The sequence below is a fragment of the Streptomyces sp. NPDC046821 genome (genome assembly GCF_040645335.1).
Lineage (GTDB): Bacteria > Actinomycetota > Actinomycetes > Streptomycetales > Streptomycetaceae > Streptomyces.
This window is the reverse complement of sequence record NZ_JBEYYB010000001.1, coordinates 250,015-267,806: the sequence shown is the minus strand read 5'-3', so window position 1 is coordinate 267,806 and position 17,792 is coordinate 250,015. Positions and strand designations below refer to the sequence as shown.

At 70.4% G+C, this 17,792-nt stretch carries 15 protein-coding genes; 9 read left to right on the top strand and 6 right to left on the bottom strand.

The window, feature by feature from the left end; all coding sequences use genetic code 11:
- The first annotated feature begins 52 nt into the window (after nucleotides 1-52).
- From ABZ893_RS01355 to ABZ893_RS01345, 3 genes are all read left to right on the top strand, one after another.
- Nucleotides 53-517: a cyclic nucleotide-binding domain-containing protein gene (locus ABZ893_RS01355; protein WP_361394870.1), complete on the top strand. Its 465-nt coding sequence runs from the start codon at nucleotides 53-55 to the stop codon at nucleotides 515-517.
- 9 nt (nucleotides 518-526) lie between these two features.
- A complete protein-coding gene (locus tag ABZ893_RS01350; protein WP_361394867.1) occupies nucleotides 527-1,189 on the top strand; it encodes a CBS domain-containing protein in 663 nt (220 codons plus the stop codon).
- Nucleotides 1,190-1,270: 81 nt separating this feature from the next.
- Nucleotides 1,271-1,972 (top strand): response regulator transcription factor, encoded by a 702-nt coding sequence (locus ABZ893_RS01345; RefSeq protein WP_361394865.1) that lies wholly within the window; start codon nucleotides 1,271-1,273, stop codon nucleotides 1,970-1,972.
- A gap of 43 nt (nucleotides 1,973-2,015) precedes the next feature.
- On the opposite strand, the gene ABZ893_RS01340 is transcribed toward ABZ893_RS01345, so the two are convergent.
- From ABZ893_RS01340 to ABZ893_RS01325, 4 genes are all read right to left on the bottom strand, one after another.
- Nucleotides 2,016-3,746, bottom strand: a complete 1,731-nt coding sequence (locus ABZ893_RS01340; RefSeq protein ID WP_361394862.1) for a GAF domain-containing protein — start codon at nucleotides 3,744-3,746, stop codon at nucleotides 2,016-2,018.
- Between the two features lie 133 nt (nucleotides 3,747-3,879).
- Nucleotides 3,880-6,264 carry a glycosyl hydrolase family 65 protein gene (locus ABZ893_RS01335; RefSeq protein ID WP_361396044.1) on the bottom strand — a complete coding sequence of 795 codons (2,385 nt, stop codon included), beginning with the start codon at nucleotides 6,262-6,264 and terminating at the stop codon, nucleotides 3,880-3,882.
- Nucleotides 6,264-6,992 (bottom strand): beta-phosphoglucomutase family hydrolase, encoded by a 729-nt coding sequence (locus ABZ893_RS01330; RefSeq protein ID WP_361394859.1) that lies wholly within the window; start codon nucleotides 6,990-6,992, stop codon nucleotides 6,264-6,266. Before ABZ893_RS01330 ends, ABZ893_RS01335 begins: the two co-directional genes overlap by 1 nt.
- A 4-nt stretch (nucleotides 6,993-6,996) precedes the next feature.
- A complete protein-coding gene (locus ABZ893_RS01325; RefSeq protein WP_361394856.1) occupies nucleotides 6,997-7,878 on the bottom strand; it encodes a universal stress protein in 882 nt (293 codons plus the stop codon).
- Nucleotides 7,879-8,143: 265 nt separating this feature from the next.
- On the opposite strand from ABZ893_RS01325, the gene ABZ893_RS01320 reads away from it, so the two are divergent.
- The 6 genes from ABZ893_RS01320 (at nucleotide 8,144) to ABZ893_RS01295 (ending at nucleotide 14,247) form a co-directional block, all read left to right on the top strand.
- The gene (locus tag ABZ893_RS01320) at nucleotides 8,144-9,985 is read left to right on the top strand and encodes a glycoside hydrolase family 15 protein (RefSeq protein WP_361394853.1); all 1,842 of its coding nucleotides are present in this window, start codon (nucleotides 8,144-8,146) and stop codon (nucleotides 9,983-9,985) included.
- Nucleotides 9,986-10,165: 180 nt separating this feature from the next.
- Nucleotides 10,166-11,101: a LysR substrate-binding domain-containing protein gene (locus ABZ893_RS01315; RefSeq protein WP_361394851.1), complete on the top strand. Its 936-nt coding sequence runs from the start codon at nucleotides 10,166-10,168 to the stop codon at nucleotides 11,099-11,101.
- Nucleotides 11,102-11,117: 16 nt separating this feature from the next.
- Entirely contained in the window at nucleotides 11,118-12,221 is a 1,104-nt protein-coding gene (locus tag ABZ893_RS01310) for an enolase C-terminal domain-like protein (protein WP_361394848.1), read from the top strand.
- A gap of 50 nt (nucleotides 12,222-12,271) precedes the next feature.
- On the top strand, nucleotides 12,272-13,126 hold the full coding sequence (gene catA / locus ABZ893_RS01305) for a catechol 1,2-dioxygenase (protein WP_361396041.1): 855 nt from the start codon (nucleotides 12,272-12,274) through the stop codon (nucleotides 13,124-13,126).
- Nucleotides 13,127-13,132: 6 nt separating this feature from the next.
- Nucleotides 13,133-13,429, top strand: coding sequence for a muconolactone Delta-isomerase (gene catC, locus ABZ893_RS01300; protein ID WP_361394845.1), 297 nt, complete (start codon nucleotides 13,133-13,135; stop codon nucleotides 13,427-13,429).
- The gene (locus ABZ893_RS01295) at nucleotides 13,426-14,247 is read left to right on the top strand and encodes an alpha/beta fold hydrolase (protein ID WP_361394842.1); all 822 of its coding nucleotides are present in this window, start codon (nucleotides 13,426-13,428) and stop codon (nucleotides 14,245-14,247) included. The genes catC and ABZ893_RS01295 overlap by 4 nt, the downstream gene beginning before the upstream one ends.
- Before the next feature lie 62 nt (nucleotides 14,248-14,309).
- Here the strand turns inward: ABZ893_RS01295 and ABZ893_RS01290 are convergent, their stop codons facing one another.
- Both ABZ893_RS01290 and ABZ893_RS01285 read right to left on the bottom strand, forming a co-directional pair.
- The gene (locus ABZ893_RS01290; protein ID WP_361394840.1) at nucleotides 14,310-16,247 is read right to left on the bottom strand and encodes a primary-amine oxidase; all 1,938 of its coding nucleotides are present in this window, start codon (nucleotides 16,245-16,247) and stop codon (nucleotides 14,310-14,312) included.
- 89 nt (nucleotides 16,248-16,336) lie between these two features.
- On the bottom strand, nucleotides 16,337-17,782 hold the full coding sequence (locus ABZ893_RS01285; protein WP_361394837.1) for an aldehyde dehydrogenase family protein: 1,446 nt from the start codon (nucleotides 17,780-17,782) through the stop codon (nucleotides 16,337-16,339).
- Nucleotides 17,783-17,792 lie beyond the last annotated feature (10 nt).

Genomic DNA, 17,792 nt, shown 5'->3' with positions numbered 1-17,792 from the left:
CCTCGGGCGCACGGTGGAGCTGGGAAGGCCCAGCTCGAAAAGAGGCAGGACGATGAACGCTTCCCCCACCACCACGATGGTGCGGGCACTGCCCGCCGAGCACCTGGAACGACTGATGGGCATCGCCCGGGAAGTGTCGTTCCCGCAGGGCGCACGCCTGTTCAGGGAGGGCGGCCGCGCCGACCGGTTCTGGATCATCCGCTCAGGAACCGTCACTCTCGATCTCCATGTACCGGGCCGCCGGGCCGCCGTCGTGGAGACGCTCAACCACAACCAACTCATCGGATGGTCCTGGCTGTTCGCCCCGCACGTGTGGCACCTGAGTGCCCTGGCCACCAGCCCGGTGCGGGCCTACGAGTTCGACGGCGCGGCCGTGCGCACCATGCTCCAGGAGGATCCCGCGCTCGGCGCTTCGGTGGCCCAGTGGGTGGGCGCCATCGTCGCCCACCGGCTCCAGCTGATGAGAGACCGGCTCCTCGACCTCTACGCCCCTTACGGCAGCGGCCACTCCCTCTGAGGAGGCTTCGTGCACCCCAGCCCGCACATCGTCAGCGATGTCATGACTCCCACGGTCGCCGCCGTCGGCCGTGCGGCGGAGTTCAAGGAGATCGTGCAGCTGATGGAGCAGTGGAACGTCAGCGCGCTCCCGGTACTGCAGGGCGAGGACCGGGTGGTCGGCGTTGTGTCGGAGGCCGACCTGCTCTACACCGAAGCGCGCCGTGACAGCGGTGACCGGGACGAGGCGTCGCCGGTCGACCTTCCCGGCCGCGACCTGGCGGGCGCCCGGACCGCCGACGAGCTGATGACGTCCCCGGCCCTGACCGTCCGCGCGAACGCGACCCTCGCCCAGGCCGCCCGCGCCATGGCCCTGGGCAAGGTCAAGCGGCTCCCGGTGGTCGACGACCTGGGCCGCCTCGAAGGGATCGTCAGCCGCGGCGACCTCCTCAAGGTGTTCCTGCGCGAGGACGACGACATCGAGGAGGAGGTGCGCAGGGAGATCGTGTCCTACCTCTTCCGCGGGCCCGAGTCGGCCGTGCGGGTCCGGGTGCGGGACGGCGTCGTGACGCTGTCCGGACGCGTCCGCGACACCTCCCTCGTCCCGGTGGCCGCCCGTCTCACCCGGGCGGTGGAGGGCGTCGTCGACGTGGAGTTCGAGGTCACAGGCCCGGGGCGCTCCGGCGGGCCCTGAGACATCCCTGCCGCAGGGGGATAATGATCGTCGTCAGGCCAAACCTGCGGTCCGCACTCCGGCGGAGAACGAGGCGTCGTCATGACCGAGGCACGTACCTTCACCGAGGAGAACCCGATCCGTGTCTTCCTCCTCGACGACCACGAGGTCGTCCGGCGCGGGCTGACCGACCTCCTGGACGCGGAGGCGGACATCTCGGTGGTCGGGGACGCCGAGAACGTGGAGCACGCGCTGGCCCGTGGCCCTGCCCTCCGTCCGGACGTCGCGGTACTCGACGTCCGGCTGCCCGACGGGGACGGCATCACCGTCTGCCGTGAGCTGCGCAGCCAGATGCCGCGGATGGCCTGTCTGATGCTGACGTCGTTCGACGACGAGGAAGCCCTGCTCGACGCGATCATGGCGGGGGCCTCGGGCTATGTGCTCAAGCAGATCAAGGGTTCCGACCTGGTCTCGGCGGTACGTACGGTCGCCTCCGGACAGTCGATGCTCGACCCCGCGACGACGGCCCGCCTGATGCGGTCCCTGCGGGCCGACCCCGATACGACCCCGGAGCTCGCCCCGGAACTGGCGGGCCTGTCACCCCGCGAGCGGGACATCCTCGCGCTCATCGGGGACGGGCTGACCAACCGCGAGATCGGCAAGAAGCTCTACCTGTCGGAGAAGACGGTCAAGAACCACATCTCGCGACTGCTCGCCAAACTGGGCGTCCACCGCCGCGTCCAGGCGGCGGTCCTCGCGACCCAGCTGGAACAGCAGGACGCGAGCGGGCATCCGACGGGTTGAGGGCTTGCCCCTCTGTCCGGTCCCGTTCAGGAGGCGGACGCCCTCACCCCGAGACCGGCACCGGCACCCGCCACACCACCCGCGTCCCCCCGCCCTCCTCTCGCGCACCGATCGTGAGCGTGCCGCCGAGGTCGACCGCCCGCTCCTCGATGTTGTTCAGGCCGCTGCGCGAGACGCCCTCCGGCACCCCGCACCCGTCATCGGTCACCACGAGCCGCAGTTCGCCGTCCCCGCAGCTCAGCCGCACGTCCACCGACTGCGCCCCGGAATGTCGCGCCGCGTTGCTCAGCACCTCACCCAGCACGGCGACCACCTGATCCGCGACGTGACCAGGGACATCCGTCTCGACCAGCCCCTCGATCCGCAGCGCCGGCAGGAAGCCGAACGAAGCCGCCGACGCCTTCACCCCGTCCGACACCCGGCCGCGAAGACCCGCGGCATCCGGCCCGCTGGCGCCGTGCGTCCGCAGGCCGAAGATCGTGGAACGAATGATCTTGATGGTGTCGTCCAGGTCGTCGACGGTCCGCGCGAGACGTTCACTGCCCTCGGGGTGCTCCATGAAGCGCTGCGCGCTCTGCAGCGTCATCCCGGCCGCGAAGAGCCGCTGGATCGCCAGATCGTGCAGGTCACGGGCGATGCGGTCACGGTCCTGGAGCAGCACGATCTGGTCCGCGTCGCGCCGCCGCTCCGCCAGTTCGAGGGCGAGCGCCGCCTGGTCGGCGAAGCCGAGCAGCTGTCCCGTGTCCACGTCGTCGAACAGCGTCCCGCCCCGCACGCGCCCCAGGATCAGCACACCGCGCGCCTTCCCGCCCGCACTGAGCGGCACGGCGGCCACCGGGCCGAGGCCCGCCCACTGCGCCTCCCCGCCCCTCGTCCGCACGTCGTGCTCGATGTCGGCTGTCACCACGGGTTCGGCCGAGCTGAGCGTGGCGCCCACGAAGCCGTCCTCGGTCGACATCACCAGGCCGTTGCGCTGCTCCGCGCCGAGGCCCACCGCGAGGACGGGCCGCAGCGCCTCGTCGCTCTGCACGCGCTCCGCGACCATGCCGGCATCCGCGGAGACGATCTTCCGGGCCTCCTCCGCGATCAGCTCCAGCACTTCTTCGCTCGGCGCTCCGGTCAGCAACATGCTCGTGACCTTGCCGCTCGCCCGCTGCCACCGCTCGCGGAGCCGGGTCTCCTCGTAGAGGCGCGCGTTCTCGATGGCGACACCGGCGGCCACCGCCAGCGTGGAGAGCACCGCCTCGTCCTCCGCGTCGAACTCCTTGTCGCTGCGCTTCTCGGTCAGGTACAGGTTGCCGAACACCTCGTCGCGCACCCGGATCGGGACGCCGAGGAAGGAGTGCATCGGCGGGTGTTTCGCCGGGAAGCCGTGCGAGTTCGGGTGCTCGGACAGCTCCGGGAGGCGCAGGGGCTCCGGGTGCCGGATCAGCTCGCCCAGGATGCCGTGGCCGCTGGGCAGATCGCCGATGGCAGCGCGCTGCTCGTGCCCGATGCCGACCGTGAGGAACTCCGACAGCTTGCGGTCCTCGCCGATCACTCCCAGGGCCCCGTACTCCGCGTCGACCAGCGTGACGGCGGCCTCGACGATGCTCCGCAGCACATGCGGCAGATCGAGCCCCCGGCCCACCGAGAGCACCGCCTCCAGCAAGCCGTGCAGCCTGTTCTGCGTGCCTCGTGCCGCGTCGATGCGGACCTGCAGTTCACCCAGCAGGTCGTCGAGCCGAAGCTTGGGCAGATACTGCTCGGCGCCCCCACGCCCTTCCCCGCTCATCCCTTCCTCCGACCGACTCAGGCAGACAGGCCGCTAGGTCCAGTTTCCCTCTTCATCACCGTAATGTCCGGGTGGGCGGGGCATCACACTTAAGGGCGCCGAACGGGCTCCTGCCCGCGGTCCTACGGGCTGCTCAGCCGGCGCCGTCGGGCAGGGTGAGCGTGCAGGACTCGCCCGGCGCCACCGACACGGTGCGGTCCGCGAGGGCGATGCCGATCGGGTCCCCGTCCGACAGGGGCACCGAGAGGCGAAGCCGGCCGGAGCCGAGCCTCAGGCGCACACCCCAGTTCCCTCGGTAACGGAGCGCGAAGCCGTACTCGGACAGCTCGGGCAGCGGCACCGGGTCGAGGTGGAGCACACCGCCCCGGGTTTCGAGGCCCGTCAGTCCGCGCTGCACGAGGTCGAGGGTGCCGGCCATGGCGCCGAGGTGGATGCCCTCGCCCGTGGTGCCGCCCTGAAGATCGGCGATGTCACCCGCCAGCGCCTCGTGCACGTACGTCCACGCGTCCGCCCGCCGGGCCCGCGTGAGGACCCAGCCGTGGACGACGCTGCTCAGCGTCGACCCGTGGGTCGTCCGGGCGAGGTAGTGATCGACGGTACGGCCCCACACCTCGTCGTCCAGCAGATAGCCCAACCTGTCGAAAAGCGCGGCGAGTTCGGCGGGTGAGAAGAGATATCCCAGCATCAGGACATCGGCCTGCTTGGACGCCTGGTACCGGTTGACGGAGTCGCCCTCCGCCTCCAGGATCCGGTCGAGCCGCCGGATGTCGCCGTACCGGTCCCGGTACGCCTGCCAGTCCAGCTCCGCCAGCTCGCCGTACCCCTCGAACTGGCTGACGACCCCCGCGTGGAACGGCACGTGCAGCCTCCGGGAGATGTCGTCCCAGCGGTCGCGTTCGGTGGCCTCCAGGCCGATGGACATGGTCAGGTCCCGGCGCACCGGTTCGGGCAGCCGGTCCAGGACACCGAGCGTGCGGGCCAGCACCCAGGCGGCGGTGACGTTCGTGTACGCGTTGTCGTCGAGCCCCGGCGCAGGGGAGCCGGGATACGCGTCGTGGTACTCGTCGGGGCCGACCACGCCACGGATCCGGTAGCGGCCGAGCGACCGGTCGAACTCCGCCTTGCCGGCCCAGAACCTGGAGATCTCCACCAGCATCTCGACACCCTTGGTGTGCAGGAACTCCGTGTCGCCGCTCGCCTCGACGTACTGCCACACGTTGTACGCGATCGCCGAGCCGACGTGGTGCTGGAGCCGTGAGTGGTCGGGCAGCCAGCGCCCGGAGCGCGGGTTGAGGTGGATCGGCTGCGTCTCCTCACGTCCGTCGCTGCCGCTCTGCCACGGATACATCGCGCCACTGTGCCCGGCGTCGCGCGCGGACCGGCGGGCCCGCGCGAGACGCCGGTGGCGGTACGTGAGCAGAGCCCGGGAGACCTCGGGGAAGTGCAGGTTCAGATACGGCAGGACGAACAGTTCGTCCCAGAAGACATGTCCGCGATAGGCCTCGCCGTGCAGCCCCCGGGCGGGCACACCCACGTCGAGGTCCGCGGTGTGCGGGGACAGGGTCTGCAGCACATGGAAGAGGTGCAGCCGCAGCACCGGCCCGACGTCGTCCGGTACGGCCAACTCGGCGTTGTGCCACAGGAGTTGCCACGCGGCCTGGTGCGACCGCAGCAGCGTCTCGAAGTCCTCGGCCCGGCGCACCCGGTCGAGTGCCGCGTGCAGGGGATCGCTGATGGCCGGGTCGCGTGAGGTGTGCAGGGCGATCGTCTTGTCGACGGTCACGGTGTGTCCGTCGGCCAGGTCGAACCTGAGCACATGGACGGCGCGGGTGTCTTCCGGCGACACCGCCGTCTCGGCGTGGCTGTCCGTGACGGTCCGGGACGCGAGGGCGATCCTGATGTGTGACGTGCTGGTGCGGCAGCGCAGCCACACGGTGTCGGCCGCCGGTGACCCGGTCCGGACATGTGCGAGGTGGCGGTGGGCGAGCGCGCGATACCGCTCGACGCCCGCGTTGGTGACGCCCCCGTCCAGCGCCGACTCGACCTCCAGCGGCCCCGACCAGCCCTCGGCGGTCAACTCGGTCCGGAGCAGGGCCAGATGGGGATCGGCCATGTGGACCACGCGCAGTTGCCGTACGGCGAGACGCCGGCCGTCGTCGTCCTCGTACCGCACGACGCGTTCCAGCGTGCCGGTGCGCAGGTCGAGGCTCTGACGTTGGTCGAGGAGCGTGTGGGTGTCGGGGGTGAACCAGTTCCCGGTCTCGGTGCGGAAGCGGAGCGGCAGCCAGTTGGGGAGGTTGACCATGTCCTCGTTCTCGACGGTGCGGTCCGCCACGTCCGAGGTGAGCCGGTTGTAGCAGCCGGCCGCGTAGGTGCCCGGGTAGTGGACGGAGTCGGCGGCACACTCCGGGGCCGCGCCACGCGTCGCGAAGTAGCCGTTGCCCAGGGTGCACAGCGACTCGCGCAGGCTCTCCTCGGCGGGCTCGTAACCCTCGTACGCCAGCGTCCAGTCCCGCATCATCGGTCCTCCCCGAGAAGCTCCGCGAGGTCGTCGACCACCAGATCGGCCCCGCGCTTGAGCAGCGCGCTCCGGGTGTCGGGGGTACGGGCGCGGTCCACGCCCACGACGAGGGCGAAACCGCCTCGCCGTCCCGCCTCGACTCCGGCCAGCGCGTCCTCGACGACCGCGGTCCGGCGGGCGGGGACGCCGAGGCGGTGTGCGGCCTCCAGGAAGAGTGCCGGGTCGGGCTTGCCCGGGAGGTGGAGCCGCGCGGCCTCCGTGCCGTCCACCAGGACGTCGAAGAGGTCGCGTACGCCCGCGTTTGTGAGCACTTCCCTTGCGTGCCGGGAGGCCGACGCGGCGGCGAGCGGTATTCCGGCGGACCGCAGGGCGCGTACGAGCCGGACCGTGCCCGGGTAGGCCTCGACCCCGTCCGTCCGCAGGAGTTCCTTGAAGCGCTGTTCCTTGTCGGCCGCGACGTGACGGACCTCGGCGGCCGACGGCCCGAGACCCCGGGCGTTCAGGAATGCGGCGGCGCCGTCGAGGCGCGACTTGCCGTCGACGTACCGCAGATAGTCGTCACGCGCGTCGAAGGGCGCCTGCCCCAGCGGGTCCAGGAACCGGTCGAAGGCCGCCTTCCACGCGGCGGCGTGCACCCGTGCGGAGTCCGTGATCACGCCGTCGGTGTCGAAGACCGCGGCCGCCACATCTCGCAACGCGCCGGGTACGACAGCCGTGCCGGCCACGTGGTCACCCCTGCTGCGGCACGACGGCGACGGGACAGCGCGAGTGATGCAGGACCGTGTGCGCCACAAGCCCCAGCTGAAGTCCCAGGTGGCCCTGGCGCCGCCGGGCACCCACGACCAGCAGGTCGGCCCGCGCCGAGGCGCCGAGCAGCACCTTGCGGGCCGGCCCTTCGACGGTCTCCCGGAGCAGATCGACCGACGGGTACAACGCCACGATCTCGCCCAGAGCGGCCTCCAGGACCTCCACCGCCCGCGCCTCGTACGACCGGGCAGGCTCCTCGGCGACCAGTGGGTGGTCGACCGTCTCACGGGCCGGACACCGCCAGGCCCGCACCGCGTCCAGCGCGGCGCCCCGCAGCTGTGCCTCCTGGAAGGCGAACGCAACGGCCTGCGCGTTGCGCTGTGCGTCCGCGACTCCGACGACGATCCGCTCGTGCACCGGTGACCTGACCTGGTTGTCATGGCTGCCGCGCAGCACGATCACGGGACAGTCCGCGCGGGCGGCCACCGCCAGACAGACCGACCCGAGCAGCACCTCGGCGACGCCGCTGTGGCCACGTGAGCCGAGGACGATGGCGCCGGCGTTGCGTCCTTCGTCCAGGAGCGTGCTGATCGCGTCGTCGTACACGACCTCGGTGGCGACCTTCAGATCCGGGTCGCGCCGGTGGGCGACCCAGGCCGCGGCGTCGACGATGTTGTCGGCCGGCACCGGTTCCGACGGCCTGCCGAGGGTCTCGGCGAGCGCCGCTCCCTCGTAGCGCTCCCACAGCGACGCGTACACCAGGCGCAGCGACACCCCACGCAGCGCGGCCTCGTCCGCCGCCCAGCTCACCGCGCGCATACTCGACTCCGAGCCGTCGACCCCCACGACCAGCGGCAGCTCCACTGCCTTCACCTTCCTTCGCGTGCGTTCCTTCGCGCGCGGGCACGTCCGGGACGGTCCTCCTCCAGGCTCGCGGCCCGAGCGCCCCGCCGCACAGGGCCCACCGGGCCCGACCCGACGGCCGAACGGCTCTTGGCCGCAGGGCCAGCCCCGATATCACCACCCCGTTCGCCGCACCCGCGCCCGAACCCGGGGGCGGCCTAACATGAAAGGCAAGGTCTCTCGCATCGCGCGCACCTGCCCCTAACGAAACGGTCGGGAGGGCGGCATGGAATTCGCGAACGGATCCGGCCCCGAGGACGGCCTGCGGAACCCGCGCTATCTGCCGATCTCCGAGCACGGCCTGATCGGCGATCTGCGTACCGCCGCGCTCGTCGGCACCAACGGCACGATCGACTGGTACTGCTGCCCGCGCTTCGACGCCCCGAGTGTGTTCGCGTCGATCCTCGACGCCGACCGGGGCGGATCGTTCGAGCTGGCCGCGGACGTGCCGTCGCGGAGGCGGCAGTTCTACCACCCGGACACCAACGTCCTGATCACGCGGTTCTACGCGGCCGACGGGGTGGCGGAGATCCAGGACTTCATGCCCGTCGTCGACGAGTCGCGCGAGGCGTCCCGGCACCGCCTGATCCGGCGGGTGATCTGCGTACGGGGAACCCTGCCGTTCCGCGCGCGGATAGCACCCCGCTTCGGCTACGGGGCCGAGAAACACACGGTGCACCTACAGGCCCAGGAAGCCGTCTTCGAGGCCCCGTCGATCTCTCTCGCGCTGACCTCCACCGCACCGCTGGAGACCGACGGCACGGACGTGTGGTCGCACTTCAAGATGCTCGAAGGCGAGTCCGTGGTGTTCGCCCTCGACCGCGTCACCGACGAGATCCGGCCGCGGGCCTGTCCGCGCGCCGAGGCGCAGGACGAGTTCGAGGCGACGACGCGGTACTGGTACAACTGGCTGAGCCACTCGCGCTACCGCGGCCGGTGGCGGGAGATGGTGCACCGCTCCGCGCTGCTGCTGAAGCTGCTCACGTACGTGCCGACCGGTGCGATCGTGGCCGCGCCGACGACCAGCCTGCCCGAACGCATCGGCGGCGAGCGGAACTGGGACTACCGGTACGTGTGGATCCGCGACGCGGCCTTCTGCGTCTACGCCCTGCTCCGCCTGGGCTTCACCTCGGAGGCCGAGGCCTTCATGGGCTTCGTGTCCGAGCGCGGCATCATGCGCGGCACCGGCCCCACAGGACCGCTGCAGATCATGTACGGCATCGACGGGCGCAGCGAACTGCCCGAGTCCGAGCTGAGCCACCTCGAAGGCCACCTGGGATCCGCCCCGGTGCGCCTCGGGAACGCCGCCACCAAGCAGCTCCAGCTGGACATCTACGGCGCGCTGATCGACTCGATCTACCTCTACGACAAGTGGGGACAGCCGATCAGCAGCGACCACTGGGACGAGGTCGGGGCCGTGGTCGACTGGCTCTGCGACAACTGGAACCAGCCCGACGAGGGTGTCTGGGAGACGCGGGGCGGCCGGAAGAACTTCGTCTACTCGCGGCTGATGTGCTGGGTGGCGATCGAGCGGGGCATCCGCATGGCCCTGCGGCGAGGCCTGCCGGCCAACGTTCCCCGCTGGGGGCAGGCCAGGGACGAGATCTACCGGCAGATCATGAGGGAGGGCTGGTCGGCCGAGCGCGGCGCGTTCGTCCAGGGCCTGGGCCACGACGTGCTCGACGCCTCCGTGCTGATGATGCCGATGGCCAAGTTCATCTCGCCGACCGACCCCAAGTGGCTCTCGACCCTCGACGCGCTCGGCACGGACCTGGTCTCCGACTCGCTCGTCTACCGCTACGACCCCGAGGCCAGCCCGGACGGCCTGCGCGGCGCCGAGGGCACGTTCTCGATCTGCTCCTTCTGGTACGTCGAGGCCCTCACCCGCGCCGGACGCCACGAGGAGGCCAAGCTGGCGTTCGAGAAGATGCTCACGTACGCCAACCACGTGGGCCTCTACGCCGAGGAGATCGGCCGCACCGGCGAACAACTCGGCAACTTCCCCCAGGCGTTCACGCACCTCTCGCTGATCAGCGCGGCGTTCAACCTGGACCGCGCGCTGGGCTGACCGCGCGCTGGGCTGACCGCGCGCTGGGCTGACCGGGCGCCCCCGCGACCCGACACCGACAGCGGCAGAACTCATATGCGTGGCGTCTTAATCTGACTCCATCAAGTATTTGTGCTGTATGGGATCGCCTCCATACGCTGGGGCGCAGACAAGGGCCCCTGACAGGAAAGGGGCAGCCTGATGGAGCTCAGGCATCTTCGGTACTTCACGGCCGTGGCCGAGACACGTCACTTCGGCAGGGCCGCGGAACAGCTGCACATGGCTCAGCCTCCGCTCTCCCAGGCGATCCGTCGCCTGGAGGCGGAACTGGGGGTGGAGCTGTTCACCCGCACGACCCGGCAGGTCGCCCTGACCGGCGCGGGCGAGGTCTTCCACACGGACGCGGAGCGCATCCTCAAGGCCGTCGACGAGTCGGTCGCCCGGGTGGCGCGCTTCGCCTCCGGGGTCGAGGGAGTGCTGAGGATCGGCCTGACGGGTTCCGCCTCGTACCGACAACTGCCCGCGCTCGCACGACTGGTGAAGCGCGAGATCCCCCAAGTGATGCTGGAGGTGCACACCGAGATGCTGACGCCCGCGCAGGAGGAAGGTCTCGTCGAACGGCGCCTCGACATCGGCCTGTTGCGCCCCCCGGTGCGGCAGGAGGGCATCGCCCACCGGCCCGTCGCCGACGAACGCCTTGTCGCGGCAGTGCCCGAGCAACACCGGCTGGCGCAGGCCGAATCGGTGCGGGCCCAGGACCTGCGGCACGAGGACTTCATCATGTACAGCGCCGGACTCGGCTCCGTCCTCAACGACGCCGTCGTCCGCACCTGCCTCGACGCCGGCTACTACCCGCACAGCGCCTACGAGGTCACCGAGACCTCAGCGGCCCTGGCGCTGGTGGCCGCGGGCCTCGGCATCGCGGTCCTGCCGGACTCGATCCGCTCGGCCCCGCGCGAGGGCGTGGTGTGCAGGGACATCGAGGACGCGCGGTCCGTGCGGCTCGACCTGGCCTGGCGGGAGGACGACGACTCGCCGCTGCTGCGCAATCTCCTCCAGGTGCTGGAGCGCAACGACGTGTTTCTCCAAGAACTCCAAGAACTCGAAGAACTCGAAGGACTCGAAGGACCGGCATGAAGCCCGAAGGAGTGGCATGAAGATCGTCCGGGTGGAGGCCATCCCCTTCGCCATCCCCTATAAGAAGCCGCTGAAGTTCGCCAGCGGCGAGGTGCGCACCGCCGATCACGTGCTGGTCCGCGTGCACACCGACGAAGGCCTGGTGGGCACCGCAGAGGCACCGCCGCGGCCTTACACGTACGGGGAGACCCAGGAGTCGATCGTCGCGGTGATCGACAAGATCTTCGCGCCGCAGATCCTCGGCCTGACCCCGCTGGAGCGCGAGGTCGTGCACGCCAACCTGGACCGCACGGTCGGCAATCCGACCGCCAAGGCCGCGGTCGACATGGCGCTGTGGGACATCCTCGGACAGGCCGCCGGGATGCCGGTCTCGGGGCTGCTCGGCGGCTACACCGACCGGATGCGGGTGAGCCACATGGTCGGCTTCGCGCCCGCCCAGGAGATGGTGGCGGAGGCGGAGCGGATCCGGGACACGTACGGCATCACCACGTTCAAGGTGAAGGTCGGCCGCCACCCTTATACCGACGACGTGGCCGCCTGCCGGGCGCTGCGCGAGGCGCTCGGCGAGGACGTCGAGCTGTACATCGACGGCAACCGGGGATGGACCGCGTCCGAATCAGCGCGCGCCCTGCGGGAGATGGACGACCTCGGGCTCCTCTTCGCCGAGGAGCTCTGCCCGGCCGACGACGTGCTCGGCCGGCGCTGGCTGGTCGAGCGGTGCCCGGTGCCGTTCATCGCCGACGAGAGCGCCACCCGGGCGGCCGAGGTGACCCGCGAGATCCTCGGCGGCTCCGCGACCGCCGTCAGCATCAAGACCGCCCGCACCGGTTTCACCGCCTCCCAGCGCGTGCTGCACGAGTGCGAGGGCCTGGGGGTGGAAGTGGTGATGGGCAATCAGATCGACGGCCAGATCGGCACGTTGTGCTCGGTCGCCTTCGGCGCCGCCCACCGATCCAGCTCGCGCAACGCGGGCGAGCTGTCGAACTTCCTCGACATGACCGACGACCTGCTCACCGAGCCGCTGGCCATCGAGTCCGGCACCCTGCGCGTCCGCGAGGGCAACGGCCTCGGCCTGCACATCGACCCCGACAAGCTGGCCCGCTACCGCCAGGACCACTGACCGGGCACGGACCGCGATCCATGAAGATCAACGACAAGGGACGGGACACCATGACCGACATCGCCACCGAGAAGGCCACCGCGGCCGCTTCCGGAGCCGCCGCCACCGAGCAGTTCCGCAGCAAGCAGAAGTCGTCGCAGACCGCGGTCGACACCCAGCGCGTCGACATCCTGGTCACCGAACTGCTCACGGCCGCCCACGACATCATCCGCCGTCACAAGGTCACCTACGCCGAGTACGACGCGCTGAAGTCCTGGCTGATCCGGGTCGGCGAGGACGGTGAGTGGCCGCTGTTCCTGGACGTGTGGGCCGAGCACGTCGTGGAGGAGGTCGCGAACGAGAACCGCGAGGGCACCAAGGGCACCATCGAGGGCCCGTACTACGTGCCCGACGCGCCCGCCCTGTCCGCCGAGGCGACCCTGCCGATGCGTAAGGACGAGGCGGGCACGCCGCTGCTGTTCCAGGGGCAGGTCAGGGCGGTGGACGGCAGCCCGCTGCCGGCCGCCAAGGTGGAGATCTGGCAGGCCGACGACGAGGGTTACTACTCCCAGTTCGCCCCGAACCTGCCCGAGTGGAACCTGCGCGGCACCGTGATCGCCGACGAGACCGGCCACTTCAAGATCCACACGATTCAGCCCGCGCCGTACCAGATCCCCACCGACGGAGCCTGCGGTCAGCTCATCGCGGCGGCCGGCTGGCACCCCTGGCGCCCGGCCCACCTGCACCTGAAGGCCTCCGCGCCCGGCCACCAGCTGATCACCACCCAGCTGTACTTCCGGGGCGGAGATTACGTGGACGACGACATCGCCACGGCGGTCAAGCCCGAGCTGATCCTGGACCCGAAGCCCACCGGTCACGGCGACGACCACGAGGTCACCTACGACTTCGTGCTCGACAAGGCGTGATCCGCCATGCTCTTCGCCGTACGCATGGACGTGAACATCCCGCGTGACCTCGACCCCGAGGTCCGCGGGGATCTGGTGGCCCGGGAGAAGGCCTACTGCCAGGAACTTCAGAAGTCGGGGGAGTGGGCCCACATCTGGCGGTGCGTCGGCCAGTATTCAAACCTCAGCGTCTTCGACGTCGAGGACAACGAGGCCCTGCACCGCATCCTGTGGAACCTGCCGCTCTTCCCCTTCATGACCATCGAGGTCACACCCCTGGCCCAGCACCCCTCCGACCTCGCGGCCGGTGAGGTCGGAGCATGACGGGCAACGTGGTGAGCACGTCCGACGACCGCCCCCCGCTCCACCACGACATCTCCGGTCCCCAGGACGGGCCCTTGCTGGTGCTCGGCCCGTCCCTGGGGACCTCCGTGGCGCTGTGGGACCCGTACATGGAATCTCTGACCGCGGAGTTCCGGGTGCTCCGCTACGACCTGCCGGGTCATGGCGCGTCACCCACTCAGGCACTCGGGGACCCGCTTCCGGGACGTACGACGGTGGCGGATCTCGCCGAACTCGTGCTCGCGCTGGTGGATCAGCAGGGCCGGGAGACCTTCGCCTTCGCGGGTGTCTCCCTGGGCGGAGCCATCGGCACGCAGCTCGCGCTCGCACATCCCGAGCGGGTCGGCGCGCTTGCCCTGATCTGCACGTCGGCCCACTTCGGCGGCCGGGACGGGTGGCTGGAACGCGCCGGCCTGGTGCGCCGGGAGGGCATGGCCCCACTGACGGAGAGCAGCCCCGCCCGGTGGTTCGGCGATCCGCGGACGGCCGAGTCGGAGCTCGGCCGTTCCCTGGTGCAGGTTCTGTCGGCGGTGGATCCCGCCGGTTACGCGGCCTGCTGCGACGCTCTCGCGGAGTTCGACAGGCGTCAGGAACTGCGGCGCGTCGAGGCGCCCACCTGGGTCGTCGGTGGCAAGAGGGACGTGGCCACGCCGGTGGAGCACGCACGTGAACTCGCCGACGGCATCCCGCAGGCCACGTTGCGGATCGCCGACTGCGCGCACCTGGCCCTGGAGGATCCGGACGCGGTCCGGGAGGTGTTGGGCGAGCTTCGTCGGGCGGTGTCGAGCACTTCCCGATAACCACGACGTGACAGAAAGGCGGGGCGGCCCACAGGGGCCGCCCCGCCTTCGTCATGCGCCCGTCACTGCCCCGAGTGGCAGCACCCGCCGTCGGACGACGAGCGGTCAGCGGAACCGGAGTTGGACGCGGACTTGCTCGCCGGGACGTCGAGCGCCGGGTTCTTGTCGAAGAAGTTCACCGGCAACAGGTGGAACCCGGCCTTCTCGACGGGCATCACCGGCCAGTCCTCCGCCCGCGGGATGTGCGTGACACCCAGCGTGTGCCACAGCACCACGTCACTGTCCTGCACGTGCCGGTTCTCGGACGTCCAGGCCGGCAGCCCGGCCCCGGACCGGTCCTGGTTCGGGTACTCGCCCGCCGAACGCATCTCGTCCTGCCGGTACGGGGTCACCCACATGTTGCGATGGGCGAAACCGGCGCGCTTCGCCACCAGGGCCGGTGGCTGCGCGATCATCGTGGCCGACGCCCAGCCGGGCAGCAGCTTGTAACTCACCGGCATACCCCACTGGTTCTTCTTGTGGGGGTTGACCACGGTCCAGTTGCGGGACGTCTGCGGATTGGTGATCCAGTCGCCGTCGTTCTCGTGCGCGATGAGCGTCCTGGTGACACCGATGGCGTTGCCGTGCGGGTTGGCCTCGCCCACCGGCAGGCTGTGGCAGTCGTTCTGGAACACCGAGTTCTGCCAGCCGTCGACCTCCATGTCCAGGCGGAAGGAGAACAGGTGCTGGTGGTAGGTCGCGACCAGGTTCGGCGCGATCGGAGTGCCGTGCGCGGCCCGTTCCCCGTCCTCGACGGCGCGGGTCTGCACGATGCCGAGCAGCTTGACCTCTACCTCGATCGACGCGTCCTGGTAGAAGTTCCAGTAGAAGCCGTAGTGGTAGTTGCCCACGGTCGCGATGAAGCTCACCACGAGCCGGCGGGAGCGCCGGACGTCCGCCTTGCCGGTGACCCAGTCCGTGTGCTTCCACAGGATGCCGGCGTCCTCCTCGTGGATGCAGATCGCGTTCTCGATCGTCGTCGGCTCGCCGTTGTCGTCGGACAGGACCGCGTCCAGATAGACGATCTCGCCGAGGCAGTCGCACCCGAGGCGCAGGGAGTTGGCGAGCTTGCCCAGACCGTACTCGCCGACGTCGAACGCGCTGCGCCAGAAGTGCTCCGCGTTCGGGTCGCCGTACGGCACGACCATCTCGGACAGCGAGCCGCGGTGCATCACCGAGCGGTACTCGCCGTCGTCCAGGTACTCGGCACCGTGGATGACAAGGCCCTCCAGCGGGTGCATGTTGATGCGGAAGCGCCACTTCTGCCAGGTCATCTCGGCGCCGTCGAGTGTGAAGCCGACGCCCTGCGGCTGGGTGATCTCCAGCGGTGCCACGTCCGAGCGCATCGGCTGATTGGCGTCGGCGGTGTAGTTGCTCTCCTCGGAGTTCATCGGACGCACCCCGAAGTCGTGCACGGCGACCACCTCTTGCGCCACCAGGTCGACGACGGCGAGCACGCCCTCGACCGGGTGGGCGTAGCCGTTGTCGTCGGGGAAGTGCCGCAGGTAGGACACGCTGCCCCAGAGCCGCTTGCCCTCCAGCTCGAACTCGCCACGGTTGGCGACACCCCACGGGTCGAGCTGGACCAGGCTCAGGTCTGTGATGCCCCGCTTCGCGAGGGCCTCGATGTACCGGGGGTCGCTCTTGATCAGCTCGGCGACGACTTCGAACTCCGGCTCCAGCATCGGCACGCTGCCGTGCGCCATCTCGGTGGAGGAGACGACCTTGTCCGTCCCCAGGTCGACGACCACGTCGTACGTCCTGCCGGTGTCGCGGTCGAGGACCATGGCGCGGGCCCGGCGCGGCACGCTCTCGCCCTTGCGCAGAAGGTACTTGTCCGGCTCGTCGGTGAAGACGGCGCCGAATCCGGGACGGGTCCCGCCGATGTGCTCGCCGCGGATCGCGGCGGACGCACGCCGGATCTCGTCGGCCGTCAGGGCGTCGAACAGGGGGCTGTGCACGGGGGGTTCCTTTCCGCCGGTGTGTCCGGCGCGGGCAGATCTCAGGAGAGGTATCGGGAGACGTACAGGGAGAGGCCTCAGGACAGGTCTCAGGACAGATTGATGAAGACCGACTGGCTCTCGGTGAACTCGTCGATGGAGTAGGCGCCCAGCTCGCGGCCCCAGCCGCTGAGCCCGAAGCCGCCCCAGGGCGCCCCGGGGTCGATCAGCGGCAGTTGGTTGACGAAGACGGTGCCGGCCTCGATGCGCGGCGGGAGGGTGTGCGCGGTGACGAGGTCCTTCGTCCAGACCACCGCCGCGAGCCCGTAGTCCGTGGCGTTCGCCCGCGCGACCGCCTCGTCCAGGTCGTCGTACGGCATGATCGACAGCACCGGGCCGAAGATCTCCTCGCTGGCGATCTTCATGTGGTCCTTGACCTCGGTGAAGACGGTCGGACGGTAGAAGAAGCCCCGGGCCAGCTCGCCGTCGACGCGCTCGCCGCCCGTGACGAGCTGGGCGCCCTCCTCCGTGCCGCTGCGCACGTACCCCGCTACCCGTTCGAGGTGTTCCTCGGAGACGAACGGGCCGATCACGGTCTGCGGGTGGGCGCCGGGACCGATCCGCAGCGCGTCCGCGGCGGCCGCGATCTTGGCGGTGAACTCGTCGGCCCGGGAGCGGTGGACGAAGAACCGGGTGAAGGCGCCGCAGGCCTGCCCGGTGTTGAACAGGGCGCCTTGGAGGTTGCCCGCCACTGCGGCGTCGATGTCGGCGTCCTGGCACACGATGCTGGGCGCCTTGCCGCCGAGCTCAAGGCCGACGCGCTTGAGGTCGTGGGCCGACGCGCGGACGATCTCCTGGCCGACCGCGGTGGACCCGGTGAACGAGATCTTGTCGACGCCCGGATGAGCGACCAGGGCTCTGCCCACGTCCGGGCCGCCCGTCAGCAGGTTGACCACACCGGCGGGCACGCCCGCCTCGCGGACCAGCTCGACCAGCCGGACGGTGGACAGCGGGGTCTGCTCGGCCGGCTTGAGGACGGCCGCGTTGCCCGTCGCAAGCGCGGGGGCCAGCTTCCAGGCCGCGATGCCCAGGGGGAAGTTCCACGGGGTGATCAGCCCGCACACGCCCAGCGGCACCCGGCGCTGATAGGTCAGCTGGTCCGGGACCGACACCGGCGACACCTTGCCCTCCAGCTTGGTGGCGTAGCCGGCGTAGTAGCGGAAGACCTGGGCCGCGAGCGGTACCGAGATGCCGGTGCTGACGAACGTCGGCTGTCCCTGGTCCCGCGTCTCGAGTTCGGCGAGCTCGGTGCCGTGGGCTTCGATAAGGTCGGCGATCCGCCAGAGAAGGCGGCCGCGGGCGTCGGGCGTCAGCGAACGCCACGCGTCCGACTCGAACCCGGCGCGGGCGGCGTCGACGGCGGCGTCGACATCGGCGGAGGTCGCCTCGGCGAAGGTGCCGATCACCTCGCCGTCCGCGGGGTCGACCGTCACGCCGGTCGCCCCGCTGGAGGAGTCGACCCACTCGTCCCCGATGAGTAGCTGGGTGGTCCGCATGGTCTGCTCC

Bases quoted from the DNA above. Each gene is read 5' to 3' on its own strand.
- ABZ893_RS01355 (WP_361394870.1), top strand. From the start codon at position 53: ATGAACGCTTCCCCCACCACCACGATGGTGCGGGCACTGCCCGCCGAG.
- ABZ893_RS01345 (WP_361394865.1), top strand. From the start codon at position 1,271: ATGACCGAGGCACGTACCTTCACCGAGGAGAACCCGATCCGTGTCTTC.
- ABZ893_RS01340 (WP_361394862.1), bottom strand. From the start codon at position 3,746: ATGAGCGGGGAAGGGCGTGGGGGCGCCGAGCAGTATCTGCCCAAGCTT.
- ABZ893_RS01335 (WP_361396044.1), bottom strand. From the start codon at position 6,264: ATGCGGGACTGGACGCTGGCGTACGAGGGTTACGAGCCCGCCGAGGAG.
- ABZ893_RS01320 (WP_361394853.1), top strand. From the start codon at position 8,144: ATGGAATTCGCGAACGGATCCGGCCCCGAGGACGGCCTGCGGAACCCG.
- ABZ893_RS01315 (WP_361394851.1), top strand. From the start codon at position 10,166: ATGGAGCTCAGGCATCTTCGGTACTTCACGGCCGTGGCCGAGACACGT.
- ABZ893_RS01310 (WP_361394848.1), top strand. From the start codon at position 11,118: ATGAAGATCGTCCGGGTGGAGGCCATCCCCTTCGCCATCCCCTATAAG.
- catA (WP_361396041.1), top strand. From the start codon at position 12,272: ATGACCGACATCGCCACCGAGAAGGCCACCGCGGCCGCTTCCGGAGCC.
- catC (WP_361394845.1), top strand. From the start codon at position 13,133: ATGCTCTTCGCCGTACGCATGGACGTGAACATCCCGCGTGACCTCGAC.
- ABZ893_RS01295 (WP_361394842.1), top strand. From the start codon at position 13,426: ATGACGGGCAACGTGGTGAGCACGTCCGACGACCGCCCCCCGCTCCAC.
- ABZ893_RS01285 (WP_361394837.1), bottom strand. From the start codon at position 17,782: ATGCGGACCACCCAGCTACTCATCGGGGACGAGTGGGTCGACTCCTCC.